The organism is Nocardia sp. NPDC050412 (genome assembly GCF_044458825.1).
GTDB lineage: Bacteria > Actinomycetota > Actinomycetes > Mycobacteriales > Mycobacteriaceae > Nocardia.
Genome location: NZ_JBITIJ010000005.1, coordinates 116,251 through 133,671, shown reverse-complemented (window position 1 = coordinate 133,671; position 17,421 = coordinate 116,251). Strand labels below are relative to the sequence as shown.

The following is a 17,421-nucleotide window of genomic DNA, read 5'->3' as shown; positions in this document are numbered from 1 at the left end:
CACAGGTCGGGATGGATGCGCTGACGCGGAGGTGCCGCCGAATATTCGATGGACGAGCTCGACGAGGCCGCGACACAGCGCGACCGCCCAACCGGAATCCCGGCGGAACTAGCGGCGGCCGGATTCGGCGACGCGACCGAAATCGGCCGTGGCGGATTCGGCGTCGTGTACTGCTGCTACGAATACGCACTCGAACGCTACGTCGCGCTCAAATTGCTCAGATCCGAGGTCAGCGGCGACGAGCGCGAGCAATTTCTCCGAGAACAGCGGGCACTAGGTCGACTGTTCGGGCACCCCCATATCCTGCAGGTGCTACAGGTCGACATCACCGCCACCGGCCGCCCCTATATTGTCATGCCGTTCTACGCATGCGGCTCGCTGGAGACCGTGCTGCGGGATTCGGGACCACTGCGCTGGTCGGAGGTGCTTTCGATCGGCGTGAAGATGGCCGCGGCGCTGGCCGCCGCCCATGCGATCGGCATTGTGCATCGCGACGTGAAGCCCGGCAATATCCTGCTCACCGATTACGGTGAACCTCAGCTCGCCGACTTCGGCATCGCCCAATTCGGCGACGTCACCACGTCCTCCCTGCAGACCGTCCAGGGCACGCCCGCATTCACCGCACCCGAGGTGCTCAGCGGTGCGACGCCAACGCCGATCTCGGATATCTACGGCCTAGGCGCTACGTTGCACTGCTTACTGGCCGGGCGAGCAGCGTTCGCACGCCGCACCGGCGAACCACTGCAAGTTCAACTGGCCCGCATCGCCACCGCCGCCGTACCCAGTCTGCGCGATCAGCACATCCCCACGGCGGTGTGCGCGGCAATCGAGGCGGCGATGGCGGCGAAGCCGGACGAACGACCGACCTCGGCGATCGAGTTCGGGGAATGGCTGCGCCGGGTGCAGCACGAAACAGGCCTGGCGGTGGACGCACTGGCATTGCCGCCCACGGTCATCGAATCCGGTTCGGCCACGTCGGTTCCCGTGGCCTCGCACACCCCGGGTACGGTGACACCGCCCCCACCGCCCAGCACGGCAACAAAATTCCGGCCGCCGGCCGCACCCCATACGATGATTGCCCGCACCCGCCTGCTGGTGCTATTGCGTGGCGGCGGCGACCGACGCCTCACGCTGATCCACGGACCGGCCGGATTCGGCAAGACCACCTTGGCTCTGCAATGGGCCACCGCGCTGGCGGCTGAGGACGTCCCGGTGGCGTGGCTGACCGCCGACCCCGACGACAACAATATCGTCTGGTTCCTTTCCCACCTGGTCGAGGCAATCCACCGCGTCGCTCCGGCGCTTGCGCGTGAACTCGGCACGCTGCTCGAGGAACGATCGTCCGACACGGCGAGATACGTGCTGTCCGCGCTGATCGACAAAATCCACTCGGGTGGACAAACGATGGTGTTGGTGATCGATGACTGGCACCGGGTGCACGGCGAAACCACCTGCGCCGCATTGGATTACCTACTCGAGCACGGTTGTCACCACCTGCGGCTGGTCATTGCGAGCCGGAGCAGAGCGTGCCTGCCGCTCAGTCGCATGCTGGTGCAAGACGAGCTGGTCGAAATCGATGTCGCGCAGCTGCGTTTCGATCCGCAGGAAACCGATGCTTTCCTGGCCGAGTCCGGCGGTTTGTCGTTGTCCACCGACGATGTGAGTCGCCTGCAGGAAACGACCGAAGGCTGGCCTGCCGCACTGCAATTGGCTTCGCTGTCATTGCGCGGCCACGATCATCCCGCCACGTTCATCGACCAGCTCACCGGCCGCCACCGGGCACTCGCCGATTACCTCGCCGAGAACGTGCTCGACTCACTCGAACCGCCACTGCTGGATTTCCTGCTGGACACGGCGATCACGGAGCGAATTTGCGCCGATCTCGCGATTCAGCTGACGGACCGATCCGACAGCCAGGAACTACTCGAAGAGATAGCCGACCGAAATCTATTCCTACGCCGCCTCGACGAAGAGGACCAGTGGTTCCAATATCACCACCTGTTCGCCGACTACCTGCGGCGCCGACTGGTCCGCCGTGATCCCGCACGCCTGGCACAACTGCACCGCCGTGCGGCCGAATGGTGCGATGAACACGAGATCGTCTCCGCCGCAGTCGATCACGCACTGGCCGCCGGTGATCCGGACTACGCCGCGGATATGGTCGAACGACGGGCCATGGACCTCATCGAAGGCTCCCGCATGGCGACGTTCCTCGGCTTGCTGACGAAACTGCCGCAACCCTCGGCGCAGGCACGACCAAGGCTGCAGATCTGCCGGGCCTGGGCCAACGTCGGACTGCAACGCTCGGAACAGGTTCAGCTGGCGCTGGAAGACTTATATGCCGAACTGGATGCCGGTGCGGCGACCGGTACCGAGGCGACCAAGCTGCGAGTAGAGGCGGAAACGGTTGCGGGTGCCGGACAATTCGTCACCGACCGATTCGATGGTCTGCCGGAGCTGCTGGCCCGGCATCTCGAGGATGCCGACACACCGTTCACCGCCACGAACGCCGCGAATCTCGCGTCCATCGATGCGCTGAACCGTTTCGACTTCGCCGAGGCCCGCCGCTGGCAACAATGGGCAGCTCCATATCACCGTCGCAGCAAAGGCGCATTCGGGGTGATGTACGGCAGGTGCGTCGCCGGCCTCGCGGCCCTCGAGCAGCTCGACATCGCCGCCGCCGAAGAGCATTTCGATGCCGCCATCACCCGTACGCGACGCGGCCGCTCGCAAACCTACGGTTCACGGATGTCCGGTGCCCTCCTCGGCTCCATCCGCTACGAGCAGAACCGCCTCGACGAAGCCGAGCAACTACTCGATTCCAGCGCTGATCTCGGCCGCCACGGCGGCGCCGTCTGGTTCCTGCTCGCCAGCTTCGGCACCGGCGCACGCATCAAAGCAATACGCGGCGACCTCGCCGCCGCCGAACAACGCATTACCGAGGGGGCGGAAATCGCGGAGCACGAGTCACTGCCGCGCTTGGCCGCCCGCATGGTCAACGAGCGCATCCGCCTCGGCCTGCCGATTCCACTCGAAACTCGCGACGCGCTCCGGCAGCTGCCGCCATACCGCAAGCAGAACACAATGATTCACGCCGGAATCGCCGAACTCGAACAAGACTCCGCGATCCGGCTGCTGTTGGCCGATCGCTCGGCTGATCAAGCCTGCGATCGAGCCGAGCAGATGGTGCGCGTGATCGAAACCCAGCAGCGCCCAAGAGCATTCATCCAAGCGCAACTGTTGCGGGCGGGCTGCCTGTGGGTCGCCGGACGCCGACGGACCGCCGCGGAGACCGCACTACCCGCGTTGATGCTGTGCGCCGAGCACGGCCTCGTCCGCACCGCAGCCGACGGGCCACACATCTCGGCGATCGCGACCGAAACGCGCTACGACGACGCACCGCCGATCATGCAATTCCTAGCACTGCTCAGGGCAGTAGCGGATACGTCACCATCGGTCCGATGACACCACCGCTACCCGCTCAGCTCCGGACCACCCGCCGAGTTCGATCTGCGTCACGCGCGGACCGAACTGGCGCACCGGGGGAATCGTGGTCACCATGTGGGCAACCATGACTCGCTCGCTCGAGCACACGTGGATGTCACCGGGAAATCGCACGAAATCACCCGCGGCGAGGTCAACGGGTGTCGTTGAGCGGCCCGGTACGCAGCTTGCCGGTCAGTTGAAACGAAGTCATATTCGGCAGAGGCCCACCGCAACCGCAGCGAACGACGAAGAACCCGAAAGCCCTTCGGCCATGACCGGTGACAACCGGATTCGAGACGTACCCGCCGCAGCGTGCCACCTGATCACCGCGGTACCGAACAGAGCGGCACCGCCAGCACAGCCCGTCAATGCGCGAGGCTGCGTGCTATGACCAGTCGCTGAATCTGGTTGGTGCCCTCGAAGATTTGGGTGATCTTGGCTTCGCGCATGTACCGCTCGACCCGGAAGTCGCGGGTATAGCCGTAGCCGCCGAATACCTGGACCGCGTCGGTGGTGACCTTCATGGCCGCGTCGGTGGCGATCAGTTTGGCCACACTCGCCTGTCGTGAGTACGCCAGGCCCGCATCGCGTCGCCGCGCGGCATCGAGATAGGTGGCGCGGGCCGAATCGACCGCGGCAGCCATATCAGCCAGTAGGAACCCGAGACCCTGATGGTCGATGATCGGCTTGCCGAATGCCGAGCGCTCCTTGGCGTAGGCGACGGCTTCGTCGAGCGCGGCCTGAGCCAGTCCGGTCGCGACGGCGGCGATACCGAGCCGACCGGAATCCAGCGCACTCAAGGCGATCTGGAGGCCTTGCCCCTCCGTACCGATCCGACGCTCGACGGGCAGGAACGCGTCGTCGTAGTGCGCGGTCGTAGTCGGCACCGCGTGCAGTCCCATCTTCTGCTCGGGCTTGCCGAAGGTCAGGCCGATGGTCTCACGCGGTACCAGGAAGCAGGAGATGCCGCGCGGCCCCCCGCCCGTGCGCGCGAACAGGTTGTAGAAGTCGGCGATGCCGCCGTGGGTGATCCAGGCCTTGGTGCCGTTGACGAGATAGCCGCCATCGACCGGAGCGGCCTTGCAGGCCACTGCGGCGGCATCTGATCCGGCCTGCGGCTCGGAGAGGCTGTATGCGCCGATCGTGTTGCCGCCCAACATCTCCGGCAGCCAACGCCGCTTCTGCTCCTCGGTGCCGAATGCCAGCATCGGATGGCAGGCCAGGCTGTGCACACTGACCGCCACCGCGATCGCCGCCCACCGCGCGGCGATCTCCTCGAGGACCTGCAGATACACCTCGTACGGCTGGCCGCCGCCGCCCCATTCGACCGGGTACGGCAGGCTCAACAACCCGGCCTCCCCCAGCCTCGCGAACACACCATCGGGATAGCTCTCGGCCCGCTCGCATTCATCGACGATCGGGGCGAGGACCTTATCGGCGATGTCGCGGGTCAGCTGGATCAATTCCCGGGCTTCGGTGGTGGGCAGCAGACGTTCGACGGCCACAAGACTCCTCGCCTACGTATAGCAGTACTGAATTACTATGTACAGTACTGGTCGTACCTCGGTACTGCAAGAGACGCTTCAGTACTATTCGCTGCTATGGACCAGCTCACACACGGCGGATTCGCCACTCGGCGGCGTACCGAACTGTTCGACGCGCTGGTCGACCTGTTTCTGACCGAGGGATTCGCGCATCTGACCCTCGATGAGATCGCCGCGCGACTGCGTTGCTCCAAATCGACCCTCTACACCCTGGCGGGCAGCAAGGAACAGCTGGTCCGGGCCGCGACCGTGCACTTCTTCCGCCGCGCCACCGACGATGTGGAGGCCGGTATCGCGCCGATCGCCGATGCCCGTGAGCGCATCACCGCCTACCTGTCCGCGGTCGGTACCGCCCTGGCCGCCGCCTCCGACCGGTTCATGGCCGACTTGAGCGGTTTCGCGCCCGCGCGGGAGATCTACGAGAAGAACACCAGGATCGCCGCCCGCCGGGTCCGCGAACTCATCGATGAGGGGGTCGCGGCGGGCGAATTCCGTGACGTCCACGCCGCCTTCGCCGCCGATATGGTCGCCACCATGATGGTCCGCATCCAGCAGGGCGGGGTGCGCGAACACACCGGACTCGACGATGCCGACGCCTACCGCGAGTTGGCCGCCATCCTGACCGCGGGCATCAGCGCCTAGCGGGGCGACATCCTTCTCGAACCCGGTGACGCGGCGCGGACATCGCCATTTACACCGCCGCGCATTGAACGATGTGGCGGACATGATCGACAATGGTGGCATGGCGACGGTGCTGCTGGGCGGCGACGTCATGCTGGGCCGTGGGGTGGACCAGATTCTCCCGCACCCCGGTGATCCGACGCTGCACGAACGGTATATCGAGGATGCGCGGACGTATGCGGAGTTGGCTGAGCAAATAAGCGGTGAATTTGCCCGCCCGGTGGATTTCGGTCACCCATGGGGTGAGGTCCTGCCGATACTTGCGCAGCTCGCCCCGCAGGTGCGATTGCTCAATCTGGAAACCGCGATCACCGCCGATGGCGCCTTCGCAGCCGGCAAGGGCATCCACTACCGCATGAATCCAGCCAATATTCCGGTGTTGACCGCAATCGCGCCGGTCGTCTGCGCGCTGGCCAACAACCACATTCTCGATTTCGGTGTCGAAGGGCTGGCGGACACGGTGGAAACACTCGATACCGCGCGCATCCAGCGCGCCGGGGCGGGCGTGGATTTCGACGAGGCCCGGACCCCGGCGATATCGGAACTCGATGACGGACGACGAGTGGTAATCGTCTCGGTCGGCGCGGGATCGAGTGGGGTCCCGAACCATTGGGCGGCTGGCCGCGATCGGCCGGGGCTGTGGTGGATCGGAGACGCGCCGAATATTCGCGCCGCCGAGGAGGTGGCGGCAGAAGTATTGGCGCACAAGCGCAATGGCGATATCGCGATCGTTTCCGTACATTGGGGGCCCAACTGGGGCTACGGGGTGCCGCGGAGCGAAAGGCAGTTCGCGCATCGATTGATCGATGCCGGAGTCGACCTCGTGCACGGGCATTCCGCACACCATCCACGGCCGATCGAGATCTATCAGGGCAAACCGATTCTGTACGGGTGCGGTGACGTCATCGATGATTACGAGGGCATCCGCGGCTATGAGCGGTACCGCCCGGAGCTTCGCCTGCTCTATCTGGTGTCCATCGATCCCGGCGTGATGCAGACGCGAATGATTCCACTGCGGATTCGGCACATGCGCCTGGAGTCGGCCGCGCGCGATGAATCTCGATGGCTGTGCGAGACGATCGAGCACATCAGTCACGACTTCGGCACCCGGGTCGCACTGCGCCCCGACGACCTACCGGTGGTGTTCAAGACCGCACGACGCTGAGGTTGCCGCGGAACCAGTCGCGAGCCAGATCCGCCACCTGCTCGAGCGCACCGGGCTCCTCGAACAGGTGCGTCGCACCGGGGACGACGTCGATCTCGCTCGGACACGGCATCCGCAGTTGGGCCTCGCGATTGAGCTCCAGCACGTACTGATCGTTACCGCCGACGATGAGCAGCGTCGGCGCCCGGACGTGCGCCAATCGCGCACCGGCCAGGTCCGGGCGGCCGCCACGGGAGACGATGGCCGCGATCTCGGTGCCGGGCTCGGTGGCCGCCCACAGTGCGGCACCGGCACCGGTGCTCGCCCCGAAATATCCGGTCGGAAGGCCGCTCAGGACCGGCCGCGTGCGCAGCCCACGAGTCACCGCGACGAGACGCTCGGCGAGCAGCTCGATATCGAAAACTCGTGCACGGTCGCCCTCCTCGGTCGCGGTCAGCAGGTCGACAAGCATCGTCGCGAGTCCCGCTCGGTTGAGTACATCGGCGACCAGCCGATTCCGCGGACTGTGGCGACCGCTGCCGCTGCCGTGCGCGAAGACGACCAGACCGGTGGGGCTCTGTGGGACGGCCAGTATCCCCGTCAGCCGGATGGACTCCGACGACACGATGACTTCTTCTGTCCGCGCCAAGGGATCGGATGCGGAGGACAGCATCGAACACCTCCTGCTATCCGGACTACCCGCCCGGTCGGTCGTATGCAAGCCGCGGTCAGGCCGGGGCTCCGTCGAGAACTTCGACCCGCCCGGTGTCGAGGTTGTAGTAGGCGCCCACGACCGAAACAGCGCCACGTTCCACCATCGGCGCGAGGTCGTTGTTGCGTCGCAGATCTTGTGCGGTCAACTCGATCTGGATGCGGCTCATCGTTTCGACCGGGTCGGTGCCCGGCGAATCCATCCGCTCGTATGCCGGTCGCAGTGCCTCCACAATCGACTGCAGATTGCCCGGCAGCGACGTGCCCTCCTGCAGTGCCTTGTATGCCGCGGCCACCGCACCGCAGCGCTGGTGCCCGAGGACCATGATCAATGGGGAGCCACTGGTCATCGGCCCGTATTCGACGGAACCGGTCACGACGGGTCCCACCGCAAGACCGCCGGTACGCATCACGAACAAATCGCCGAGCCCGGTGTCGAACACCAGCTCCGGCGGGACGCGCGAATCGATACAAGCCAGCACGACGCCGTACGGCTGCTGATCCCGGGCCAGCAACTCGCGCCGATCCGGATCGCGGTCAGGATGGTCCAGATTGCCATCGATCCAGCGGCGATTACCTGCCATCAGCCTGTCGAAGGCCGCCTTCGCGGTCTGCGGCGGCGCCTGCGTCGTTGGGACCTGATCGGATGACTGATCTCGCCCGCAACCCGCCATCAAGGCGGTCGTCGCAGTAAGGGTGCCGACCAGAACGGTTCGGCGATCGAGCACACCCATGTTTTTACCTCCGTGCTCGGTGGATCTGCATCGGTTACGAGAACGGCGAACGGTGCCACAGCAATCGCCGCAAGTATGCGCGCGGCTTGAAAGCCGGGTTCCATCCGGCTAGCGAGGCGCGCACAATGGATACGCAATCAATGGATTGAAACGGCCGGCGACGCACTGACTCGCGGGAAAGCGTTCAACCATGTCCATCCCCGAGAACGTTCGAACGCCGACGGTGCTCATCCTCGGAGCCGGGTTCGGCGGGCTGGAACTGGCCGCCTGCCTGTCCGAGTCAGTGCCCGGCGAGGTTCGAGTGGTACTCGTCGACCGTAACAACGGGTTCACATTCGGTTTCTCGAAATTGGAAATCCTTTTCCACGACCGGACTCCGGAATACGTGCGGGTCAGCTACCGCGACCTGGTCCGTCCCGGCGTCGAGTTCCGGCAGGAGCAGGTCACCGCGATCGACCCGCAGACCCGTCACGTGGACACCGACCGCGCCAGTTACGACCCGGACTTTCTGGTTTGAACGGGACGCTCAATATCGCGATGAGAATGGTGCCACCGTCGAAGGCGACCTCGCCTACGACCTGTTCATCGGCATCCCGACCCATTGCGTCGTACCCGTGGTCGAGGCATCCGGGCTGACCGTCGACGGCGGCGACGGCTGGATCCACGTCGACCCGCGAACCCTCGCCACCCCCTATCCGGGCGTCTACGCCATCGGCGACTGCGCGGACGCTCCGGTTCCCCGCGCCGGGGTTTTCGCCGAAAACGCCGCACGCACGGTTGCAGCTCACATTGCCGCGCAACTGCACCGAACACCCGCGCCCGGGAAGTATCTCGGGCAGGGTTCCTGCTACATCGAATTCGGGGACGGACTCGTCGGCAAGGTAGACGCCGACTTCCTTTCCGGACCGAAGCCGGCCGCACCGTTCGTCACACCCTCGGCCGAATTGGCGACCGAGAAGGCCGAATTCGCTGCAACACGGGTTCGGCGCTGGTTCACCGGACCGTGACCGGGACTTCCTGAATCAGGTTGTTCCCCAGGCCCTGTCGGTTCCAGAATTGCTCGGCCGGTTGCACATTCCCTTCCGCATCGGTGGCGCGGCAGCTCAGTCGGCACTCGCCCGGTCGCGCATCCCAGGTGTAACTCCAACTGCGCCAGGCGAATTCGGCGACGCCGCGCTCCAATTGAGCGTCCTGCCAGCGGCCATCGACACCGACTTCCACGCGGACCACGGGCGAGGTGCCACACCACGCGCGGCCGCGGAGCAGGACCGCACCGGCGTCGACCGTGCGTCGCCCACTCGGGTAGTCGGGAATGCCAGGCGGAATCATCAACGCACGCACCTTGATTCACGATACCGGTAGCCCCGGATCGTCCGCGTCGCGTTGGTAGCGATAGGCCACCGCCTGTTGTAACCCGGTGAAGGGCCGGTCGACGACTTCGATATTCCGCAGCCATTTGACGCTCGTCATGCCGTACCACCCGGGGACGAGCAGTCGCAGTGGGAAGCCGTGCTGTGGTGGGAGCGGTGTGCCGTTCATTTCGTAAGCGAGCAGAATTTCGGGTCTGCGGCATTCGCTGATGCTCAGGGAGCGTTGATAGTTGTGCTCCACTTTGTCCTGGAATCCGCGATCGGCGCCGGTGAATACGACCTCGACCGCTTCGTCCCGGATACCGCAGTCGTCGAGAATCCCACCCAGTGCGGTGCCCGTCCACGCCGCCGTGCCGATCGCCTCCAGACCCCACGGTTGGCTGACGTTGCGCGGGTCCATTCTCGTGCGCCCATTACCCGCGCATTCGAGGGTGACCGGAATCGTCGTCGCCGGTCGCGATCTGATGTCGTCGAGCGACAGCTCCAGTCCACGCTTGACGTATCCGGTCACCCGCAACCGCCATGACGATGCGTCGATCTCCGGGATATCGAAATGAATCAGCAAGTAATGCATGCCGATGGGCGTGATGTCGTACCGCATGCCCTCCAGTTGCATGCCGTGATTGCGCGTCGCCAGCGCGAGTTCGTCGAAGCGGACGCCTTGGGCGCGCGAAACAAGTTCGGTCATCGGCTCGGCCGATCTTCTGATCGAGATGGAACAGCTGTCGGTGTCAGTGTATGACCGCCCGAAGAAACAACAGTCGGCCTATTCGGGGCGCGATGTTGCCCCGAATAGGCCGACCGTTTCAGCGATCAAAGATCAGGCGGGCAGTCCCACCTCGATGGCCTCGATGATGCGCGGGCGAAGTTCGGCGGCGCGGATGATGGCATCGACCGAACCGACCTCGACAGCGCGCTGAATATTGTGCACGCGGTCGAACTCCGCTGCGACCTCACCGAGTTTCTCCGTGCGAACCGAAGACCGGACCTCGTCGCGTTCCGCTGTCAGTGCCGCGCGGTCGGCGCCGAGCGCGTTCGCGGCGCGTGCCTCGAGATCGCGCACCCGCGGATCGGCTGCCGTACGGGCATTGACCTCACCGGCGAACACCACCGCAGCCGCGGGGGCGCCGCCGAGTACCGAAGCGAACGAGCCTTCCAGCGCCAGCACGGTCATATTCGGGTTGAGCAGCTTCGAGAACACCACGAAGGCGCCACCGTGATAGCGCGAGATCACGCAGAACACGATGGGGCCCTGGAAGTTGACGATCGCTCGGCCGATCTCGGCACCGTACTCGAGCTGCAACTTCCGCATCGATTCCGGCGAGCCGTCGAAGCCCGACAGATTCGCCAACACCACCAGCGGCCGATTGCCGCTGGCCGCGTTGATCGCCCGCGCGGCCTTCTTCGAAGACTGCGGGAACAACGTGCCAGCCGTGTAGGTGTCGGGGCCGTCGGTGGACGGGTAGCCGCGGCGCGGCACTCCCCTGGACTCGATGCCCAGCAGGCACACCGGAATACCGCCGAGCCGCGCATCCTGTACGACGGCCGTCTCGGCGTCGGCCATCCCGGCCCAGCGTTCCAGCACCGGGTGGTCCTGATCGGCCACGGCTCGCATAACGGTCCGGATGTCGAACGGCTTCTTGCGGTCGGGGTTGGCGGCGGCGGAGAAGATCTCGCCGACCGTGGTGAAGTCGCTGCCCGCCACGACATGCGGGAAGTCCGAGACGTCGCGATCGATGGGGTCGCTGGTGTCCGACCGCCGCGGCGACTGCTCGCCCGGCGCCACATAGGTGTGGTCGTAGTGCGACATCAGCACATCTCGCGCGGCGAGCAGATTAGGCGCCCAGTACTGCGCCTGCCCGTTCGGGCCCATCACCCGGTCGTAACCGCCGATACCGAAGTTGTCCTCGGCCGACACGCCGCCGGAGAAGTCCAGCGCCTGCTTGCCGGTGAGCACCATCGCCGAGTCCGGCGTCATCACCAGGATGCCCTTGGTGTGCATGAGCATCGTCGCCTCGGCGTTCCAGTACGGCTGGGCGCCGACGTTGATCCCCGAGACCACGATGTTGATCTCGCCGCCCTCCTGGGTGAATTCGACGATCCGCTTGAGCGCCGCCGCCACCCAGTCCATGTTCTCGGTGCCGGACTGCATCGAGATCCGGGCGCCGGAGGACAACGCGTACCACTCCAGCGGCACCTGCATCCGTTCGGCCAGGTCCATCGCGGCGATCACGCGACGGCACTCCGGCTCCGAAAGCGCACCGAGCGATTTCGTCGGATCACCGAGCAGCACCACTCTGCTGATGCCGTCCGGATACTGCTCGGTCGCCGTGGTGACCACGCCCGCGACGATCGCGGCCTTATTGCGTCCCTTGGGCCGGTCGACCGGCACGAGCGTGTGATCGGAATCCAGGTCGTACTCGGCGAATTCACCGAGCAGAGCGGTCAGCTCGTACGGGTACACGGTGTTGCGGCTGCTGGCCCGCAGCACCTTCTGCCGGTACTCGTCGATCGGCTCGACCGCCTCGTCGGACCGCTCACCAATGGTCACCTCGGTGCCGCCAGTGGCGTCGAAGGCGATGCGCACGGCGACCTTGATCAGCTCGCCGGTCTTCGGGTGGCGATGCCGCGCGATGAGCAGGATCTCCTCCAGCCCGGCGCCCGCGGTCGTCGGCCGCACCCGATCGACGATCATCTCCAGCTCGGCGCGGGTCATCTCGACCGGCGGCCAGATGTACATCACGATGCGGTTGGTGTGGAACCGCTTGGCCGAGGGCCGCTGCGACTGCGCGCGGCGGATCGAATCCAGGCAGGCGGCAATGGTGCTCTCGGCGGTCGGCAGCGCCAGCAGCCGACCGTCGTGCTCGCGCAATGCGGCCAAGTCTCGTACCTGCGCGAATGCGACGAGACGCTCGTCGGACGCATTCTCCTTCGCGATGCACCGGAACAGGTAGACCTCCTCGTCCGAGGACGGGAGCCGAGTGAGGTCGAACTTGCGCAACCGCTTCATCTGCATCCGCTCCGCGATGTACGGATGCAGGCCGCGGATCAACCGCTCCTCGACCATGCCGGTCGTGGACGGACGGAAGGTGAAGTGATGGTGCATCACCGCACCGCCGCTGCCCGCGACAGTGGCGGTGATCCGGTGGATCTGGTTCGGCAACCGCCGCGCACCGAGCACTTCCTGCAACGCGGCGGCCATCGCGTCGAAGTCCTCCGGCTGCTTCTCCCAGCTCAGGTAGATGTCGGCCTCGATGGAGGAAGTCACGCTCGCCAGCTCGGTGAGACCGCGCAGCACAGTGTCGAGCGCATCGAAACTCACCGCCGCCGAAACCAAGCTCAGGCCCCGACGTTCGGCGATCACGAACGTGCACCCACCGGCCTCCCGGGTGTGCACACCGGTCAGACCCTTGTTCCCGTAGTACCGGCGGGTCAGCACCTCGAGCATGGCGGTGTTGTCGGCACTGCCGCGCACCAGGCGCTGACCGAGCAGCCGCACCAGCGGCTCGGTACTGCGGACCATCTCGGAGATGCGCTCGGCGCGATCCGCCGTCTCCGGGTGCGCATCGAGGTGGCTCAGCTGCTTACGGACATTGGTGTAGACGCGGGCACGATTGCGCCGCAGCAGCGGCTGGCCGAACCAGGAGTACACCAGGCCACGGGTGAGGTCGGCGATCACGGGGAAGCGCACCTGCGTCGCGGTAACCAGCCGCTCCAGTGCCAGACCGACCGGCTCCCGCAGCGCCCGGTCCGGCACCGGCTCGCCCAGCCACTCGCGCAGCAAGGTGGTGATGACGGTGACGGTGTCGGATGGCCGTTGCTGGGCGAGGAAGATCCGGAAGACCGCGGCTTCGAGCTCAGGGGAACGATCCAGTTCGGTGACGCCGTAATGCCCGAGTGCCTTGGCGAGCTCGGCCTGGTACGACTCCGGCAGTCCGGCCCGCTCGACATCGAGGCTCTGCAGGTAGGTGTGGAAGTACTCGCGGGCGCTGTGGACGTGGCCCTGGACGCCGTCCTCATTCCACGACCGGTTGTGGCTCAGCTCGGACAGGTCGGAGAACACCTGCACGAGTTCGATCTCATCGGCAAGGGGCCTGCGGTTGTCCGCGATGGCCGCCCGGCGCACGGCGAGGTAGTGGTCGAGCACCCGGCGCTCGTCATGCGGGTCGACGTCGAAGCCGAGCAGCAAGCTGCGCAGGTCCTGCAGGCTGCGGGCGATGCCGTCGTGCACGCGGTCCGGCGCGGGCTCGTCGGGCAGGTCCAGTTCGACCGACGCGACCTCCACGGCGTCTGCGGCCTCATCGTCCTCGGCGAGCGGCTCCAGCCGCAGCAGCGGCGCGCCGGTCTCGACCTGGGTGCCGACGGTAACAGCGGATTCCTTCAACCGAGCCCGGAACGGCGCGCGCAGCACCGTTTCCATCTTCATGCTCTCGAGTACCAGCACCGGTGCGCCCGCCTCGACCTCGGCACCGACCTCCAGCGGGGTGGCAACGACCAGCGCGGGGGCGGGCGAGCGGACGACGCCACCCTCGTCACGGCTGATCCGATGCGTCACACCGTCGACATCGACCAGGTGGATCGGCCCATGCGTACCGGTGATCACCCGGTAGCGGACGCCGTTGACCACGATCTGCCCGGTGTGGCGGTCGAAGCGCTCGAGATCAATATCCGCGGCACGCATCTCGCCACCCGCTTCGATGCCGACGCGGAACCGGTGCGCACCGATCCGTGCGACGCGCACACGGTAGCCGACGCCACGCAACTTCAGGTCGTGCGGGCGACCGCTCTGGTGCTGCACCTGGGGCCGTCCACCGGCCGCCGTGGACAACAGCCGGTGCCGCTCGACCCGCTCTTCCTCTTCGTAGGCATCGATGGCGGCGACGGCCACCGCGACCGCGGAGTGTTGATGCGATACGAGGCGTCCCTCGGCGCGCACGCGGTCGATCCAGCCGGTGTCCGCGCTGGCGTCGATCACCTCGGGCTGGTTCAGCAGATCGAGCACGAAGCTCTTGTTCGTCGCCCCGCCCTCGATGACGACCCTGGTCTGCGACATTGCCCGGCGCAGCCGGCCCAGCGCTTGCTCGCGGTCTCGTCCGTAGGCGATGATCTTGGCGATCATCGAGTCGAAGTCGGCGGGAATCGTGTCGCCCTCGCTGACGCCGGTGTCGACGCGAATGCCGGGCCCGGCGGGCAGATCCAGCCGCGCGATGCGGCCCGGCGCGGGCGCGAAGTCGCGGTCCGGATCCTCGGCGTTGAGCCGGGCTTCGATCGCGTGCCCGCGTTCGGCCGGAGCTTCGCCCTCGAGCTTGCCGCCCGATGCCACCAGCAGCTGCGCCCGAACCAGGTCGAAACCGGTGGTGTACTCGGTGATCGGGTGTTCGACCTGCAGGCGAGTGTTGACCTCGAGGAATGCGAACAGCTCGTCACCCGGGTGGTACAGGAACTCGACGGTCGCCGCGCCGCGATACTGAACCGCGATCGCCAAGCGCTCGGCCGACGCCTTGAGTTCGGCCACCTGCTCGGGACGCAGCACCGGTGACGCCGACTCCTCGATGACCTTCTGATTGCGCCGCTGCACCGAGCAGTCGCGGACGCCGAGCGCCCATGCGGTGCCCTGGCCGTCCGCGATCACCTGGACCTCGACGTGCCGGGCGCCGGTCACCAGCCGTTCCAGGAAGACCACGCCGCTGCCGAAGGCGCGCGCGGCTTCCTGACGGGTGCGTTCGTAGGCATCGACGAGTTCGGCCTCGTTCGTCACCACCCGGATACCACGGCCGCCACCACCGGCGGTCGCTTTCAGCATCAACGGGTAGCCGATCTCGGCGGCGGCCGCGAGCGCGGCGTCCACGGTCTCGACCGAACCGCGGCTCCACGGCGCGACCGGCACGCCGACTTCCTCCGCGATCAGCTTCGCGCCGATCTTGTCACCGAGCTTGCGCATGGCCTCCGGACTGGGGCCGATGAAGGTGACGCCGATCTGCTCGCACAGCTCGGCGAATGCCGGATCCTCGGCGACGAAACCCCAACCGACCCAGGCGGCGTCGGCCTTGGTCGTGACCAGAGCGCGCTCGAGCGCCTTCAGATCCAGATACGGACGCGCGGACGCCGGACCGAGGTCATAGGCGATATCGGCCTCGCGCACGAATGTCGCGTTCCGATCGACATCGGTGTGCAACGCGACGGTTTCGATCGGTCGCCCGGTCTCCGCGGCCAGATCTCGGACGGCATGGATGAGCCGCATAGCGGCCTCTCCCCGGTTCACGATGGCGATGCGGCTGAACACTCGCCAACTCCTTCCACTCCACAGCACTGGCCCGGTCGGGCGACGGTTTGCGACTGCCGGTCCCGCGTAGTCTGCACCCTTACTGCGCGCAATTACACAGCGTCAGGTGGTTACCCGCGCGTATCATCGGAAATTTCTCATTTGTGTCTATGACACTAGTGGCGGAATTCCTCGGCCGGCAGGATTCCAGTACCGTACCCGTGATCGGGTCGTAGCCGGGTTACGTGTCGATCAAAGCAATCAAACGAGAGGGAGCGTCGATTCGCGCCCGACCATCGTCAGATGCGTTGACCTGCAGCCTCTCTCTCGTTCTCGTGCGCAGTGGTGGGAGGTGATCTGTGTGGCCGACATTCTCGATATACTGCACGCGCGCTGCGCCGAGGTCGCGGGCGAGGCGATCCTCTCCGGAGAGGAGCACCCGACCCTCACCCTGTCCACACGTGAGGTCGCCGATCTGCTCAATCGTGTCGCCGACCTGCGCCGCCGCTGCCACGACATCGACCTCGCCTATCGCGACCTCGACCACCGGTACACCGTGCTCCGCCGCGCCACCAGCGATGCCACCGCATCGTTGGATCGGATCCGCACCACGCTGGAGCAGCGCACCGCGCACCCGGAAGCTCATACGCGCCAGGCCTGCAGCATCGCCCGTTTCGCCGCCGAAAACCTCACCGCCGCACGACTGGGCACGACGACGTCCGGCCCATAATGCGGTCAGCGGACGCGCGGTAGCACCAGGCCGAGTCCGGCGACGCTGAACGACTGCGCGGTGACCGTGACGTCAGTGTCGGCGAAACGGCGTCCATTCAGATGGTCTGTTATGAAGTGTCGGATCGGTTCGGGTTGGTCTACAAGGCTGTTCGCGATCGCGGCCGGGACCTCAATGGTGCCGTCGAGGTGACGGGGCTGATCGCTGATCCCCCGCTGCTGCGGCATTTGGCGTAGTCCGTCGACGGTATGCAGGATCAGGTCGAGTCGAAGGTCGCCGCCGAAGTCGAGGCGCAATAGCGTAGGTGTCACCGCGATGTCGAAGGCATCGATGGTGGCCATCCAGCCCCGGTCCGAACGCTCCGTATATGTGTGTGGCGATGGTGCCGCCAGGGTTTCGAGTGTGTGGTCGGCGGCAGTGTTGTCGAGCAACCGTCCGGCGAGGGACTGATCGGTAGGTACGAAGAACCACTGCTCGGCCGTGAGCTGTTTTGTCCAGTAACCGGTTCGGCCGTTGTCACGGCCTTCGACACGTAGTTCGCGTGCCTCCGATCCGGGGCCGGTCTTGTGGATGGAGACCCGATCGGTGATCTCGCCGGGGACCTTCGGTTGGCGCACCCAGTCGGGTGCGGGTAGTTGGATGGCGGCGTATGCAGGGTTCACCCGTTCCGAGAGCATGTCGGGTGCCTCCGACAAGGTGGTTTGATCTTCGTAGGAATAGCGGAAGAACACCCCGGGAGTGGGAGAATGTGCCAATCCC

12 protein-coding genes and 1 pseudogene are annotated in these 17,421 nt (G+C 66.0%); 6 read left to right on the top strand and 7 right to left on the bottom strand.

All coding sequences use genetic code 11. The annotated features are described in order from the left end of the window. Positions 1-48 precede the first annotated feature (48 nt). Positions 49-3,465 carry a protein kinase gene (locus ACIBI6_RS15045; protein WP_396956601.1) on the top strand — a complete coding sequence of 1,139 codons (3,417 nt, stop codon included), beginning with the start codon at positions 49-51 and terminating at the stop codon, positions 3,463-3,465. 386 nt (positions 3,466-3,851) lie between these two features. Here ACIBI6_RS15045 and ACIBI6_RS15040 read toward each other — a convergent pair whose 3' ends face one another. Beyond that, a complete protein-coding gene (locus ACIBI6_RS15040; RefSeq protein WP_396956600.1) occupies positions 3,852-4,991 on the bottom strand; it encodes an acyl-CoA dehydrogenase family protein in 1,140 nt (379 codons plus the stop codon). A 96-nt stretch (positions 4,992-5,087) separates the two neighbouring features. Here ACIBI6_RS15040 and ACIBI6_RS15035 point away from each other — a divergent pair, with 96 nt between their 5' ends. After that, positions 5,088-5,672: a TetR/AcrR family transcriptional regulator gene (locus ACIBI6_RS15035; protein ID WP_364345881.1), complete on the top strand. Its 585-nt coding sequence runs from the start codon at positions 5,088-5,090 to the stop codon at positions 5,670-5,672. Between the two features lie 82 nt (positions 5,673-5,754). After that, positions 5,755-6,876 (top strand): CapA family protein, encoded by a 1,122-nt coding sequence (locus tag ACIBI6_RS15030; RefSeq protein ID WP_364345879.1) that lies wholly within the window; start codon positions 5,755-5,757, stop codon positions 6,874-6,876. Here ACIBI6_RS15030 and ACIBI6_RS15025 read toward each other — a convergent pair. Further along, positions 6,857-7,510: pseudogene (locus ACIBI6_RS15025) on the bottom strand (dienelactone hydrolase family protein); the annotation flags it as partial. The gene ACIBI6_RS15030 and the pseudogene ACIBI6_RS15025 sit on opposite strands and share 20 nt — an antisense overlap. Before the next feature lie 73 nt (positions 7,511-7,583). Continuing rightward, on the bottom strand, positions 7,584-8,300 hold the full coding sequence (locus ACIBI6_RS15020) for a carbonic anhydrase (RefSeq protein WP_396956598.1): 717 nt from the start codon (positions 8,298-8,300) through the stop codon (positions 7,584-7,586). 190 nt (positions 8,301-8,490) lie between these two features. On the opposite strand from ACIBI6_RS15020, the gene ACIBI6_RS15015 reads away from it, so the two are divergent. Both ACIBI6_RS15015 and ACIBI6_RS15010 read left to right on the top strand, forming a co-directional pair. Further along, positions 8,491-8,817 (top strand): hypothetical protein, encoded by a 327-nt coding sequence (locus tag ACIBI6_RS15015; RefSeq protein WP_396956597.1) that lies wholly within the window; start codon positions 8,491-8,493, stop codon positions 8,815-8,817. A gap of 97 nt (positions 8,818-8,914) precedes the next feature. Then, positions 8,915-9,307, top strand: a complete 393-nt coding sequence (locus ACIBI6_RS15010) for a hypothetical protein (protein ID WP_396956596.1) — start codon at positions 8,915-8,917, stop codon at positions 9,305-9,307. Here ACIBI6_RS15010 and ACIBI6_RS15005 read toward each other — a convergent pair. The 3 genes from ACIBI6_RS15005 to ACIBI6_RS14995 all read right to left on the bottom strand — a co-directional run bounded on the left by ACIBI6_RS15005 (position 9,294) and on the right by ACIBI6_RS14995 (position 15,953). Then, entirely contained in the window at positions 9,294-9,629 is a 336-nt protein-coding gene (locus ACIBI6_RS15005; RefSeq protein ID WP_364346091.1) for a hypothetical protein, read from the bottom strand. The two genes, ACIBI6_RS15010 and ACIBI6_RS15005, sit on opposite strands and share 14 nt — an antisense overlap. An 18-nt stretch (positions 9,630-9,647) precedes the next feature. Then, positions 9,648-10,358: a molybdopterin-dependent oxidoreductase gene (locus ACIBI6_RS15000; protein WP_396956595.1), complete on the bottom strand. Its 711-nt coding sequence runs from the start codon at positions 10,356-10,358 to the stop codon at positions 9,648-9,650. A gap of 132 nt (positions 10,359-10,490) precedes the next feature. Continuing rightward, on the bottom strand, positions 10,491-15,953 hold the full coding sequence (locus tag ACIBI6_RS14995; protein WP_396956594.1) for a carboxyl transferase domain-containing protein: 5,463 nt from the start codon (positions 15,951-15,953) through the stop codon (positions 10,491-10,493). Between the two features lie 340 nt (positions 15,954-16,293). Here ACIBI6_RS14995 and ACIBI6_RS14990 point away from each other — a divergent pair, with 340 nt between their 5' ends. Further along, positions 16,294-16,662 (top strand): hypothetical protein, encoded by a 369-nt coding sequence (locus ACIBI6_RS14990; RefSeq protein ID WP_396956593.1) that lies wholly within the window; start codon positions 16,294-16,296, stop codon positions 16,660-16,662. Positions 16,663-16,667: 5 nt separating this feature from the next. On the opposite strand, the gene ACIBI6_RS14985 is transcribed toward ACIBI6_RS14990, so the two are convergent. Further along, a complete protein-coding gene (locus tag ACIBI6_RS14985) occupies positions 16,668-17,324 on the bottom strand; it encodes a hypothetical protein (RefSeq protein ID WP_396956592.1) in 657 nt (218 codons plus the stop codon). Positions 17,325-17,421: the final 97 nt, after the last annotated feature.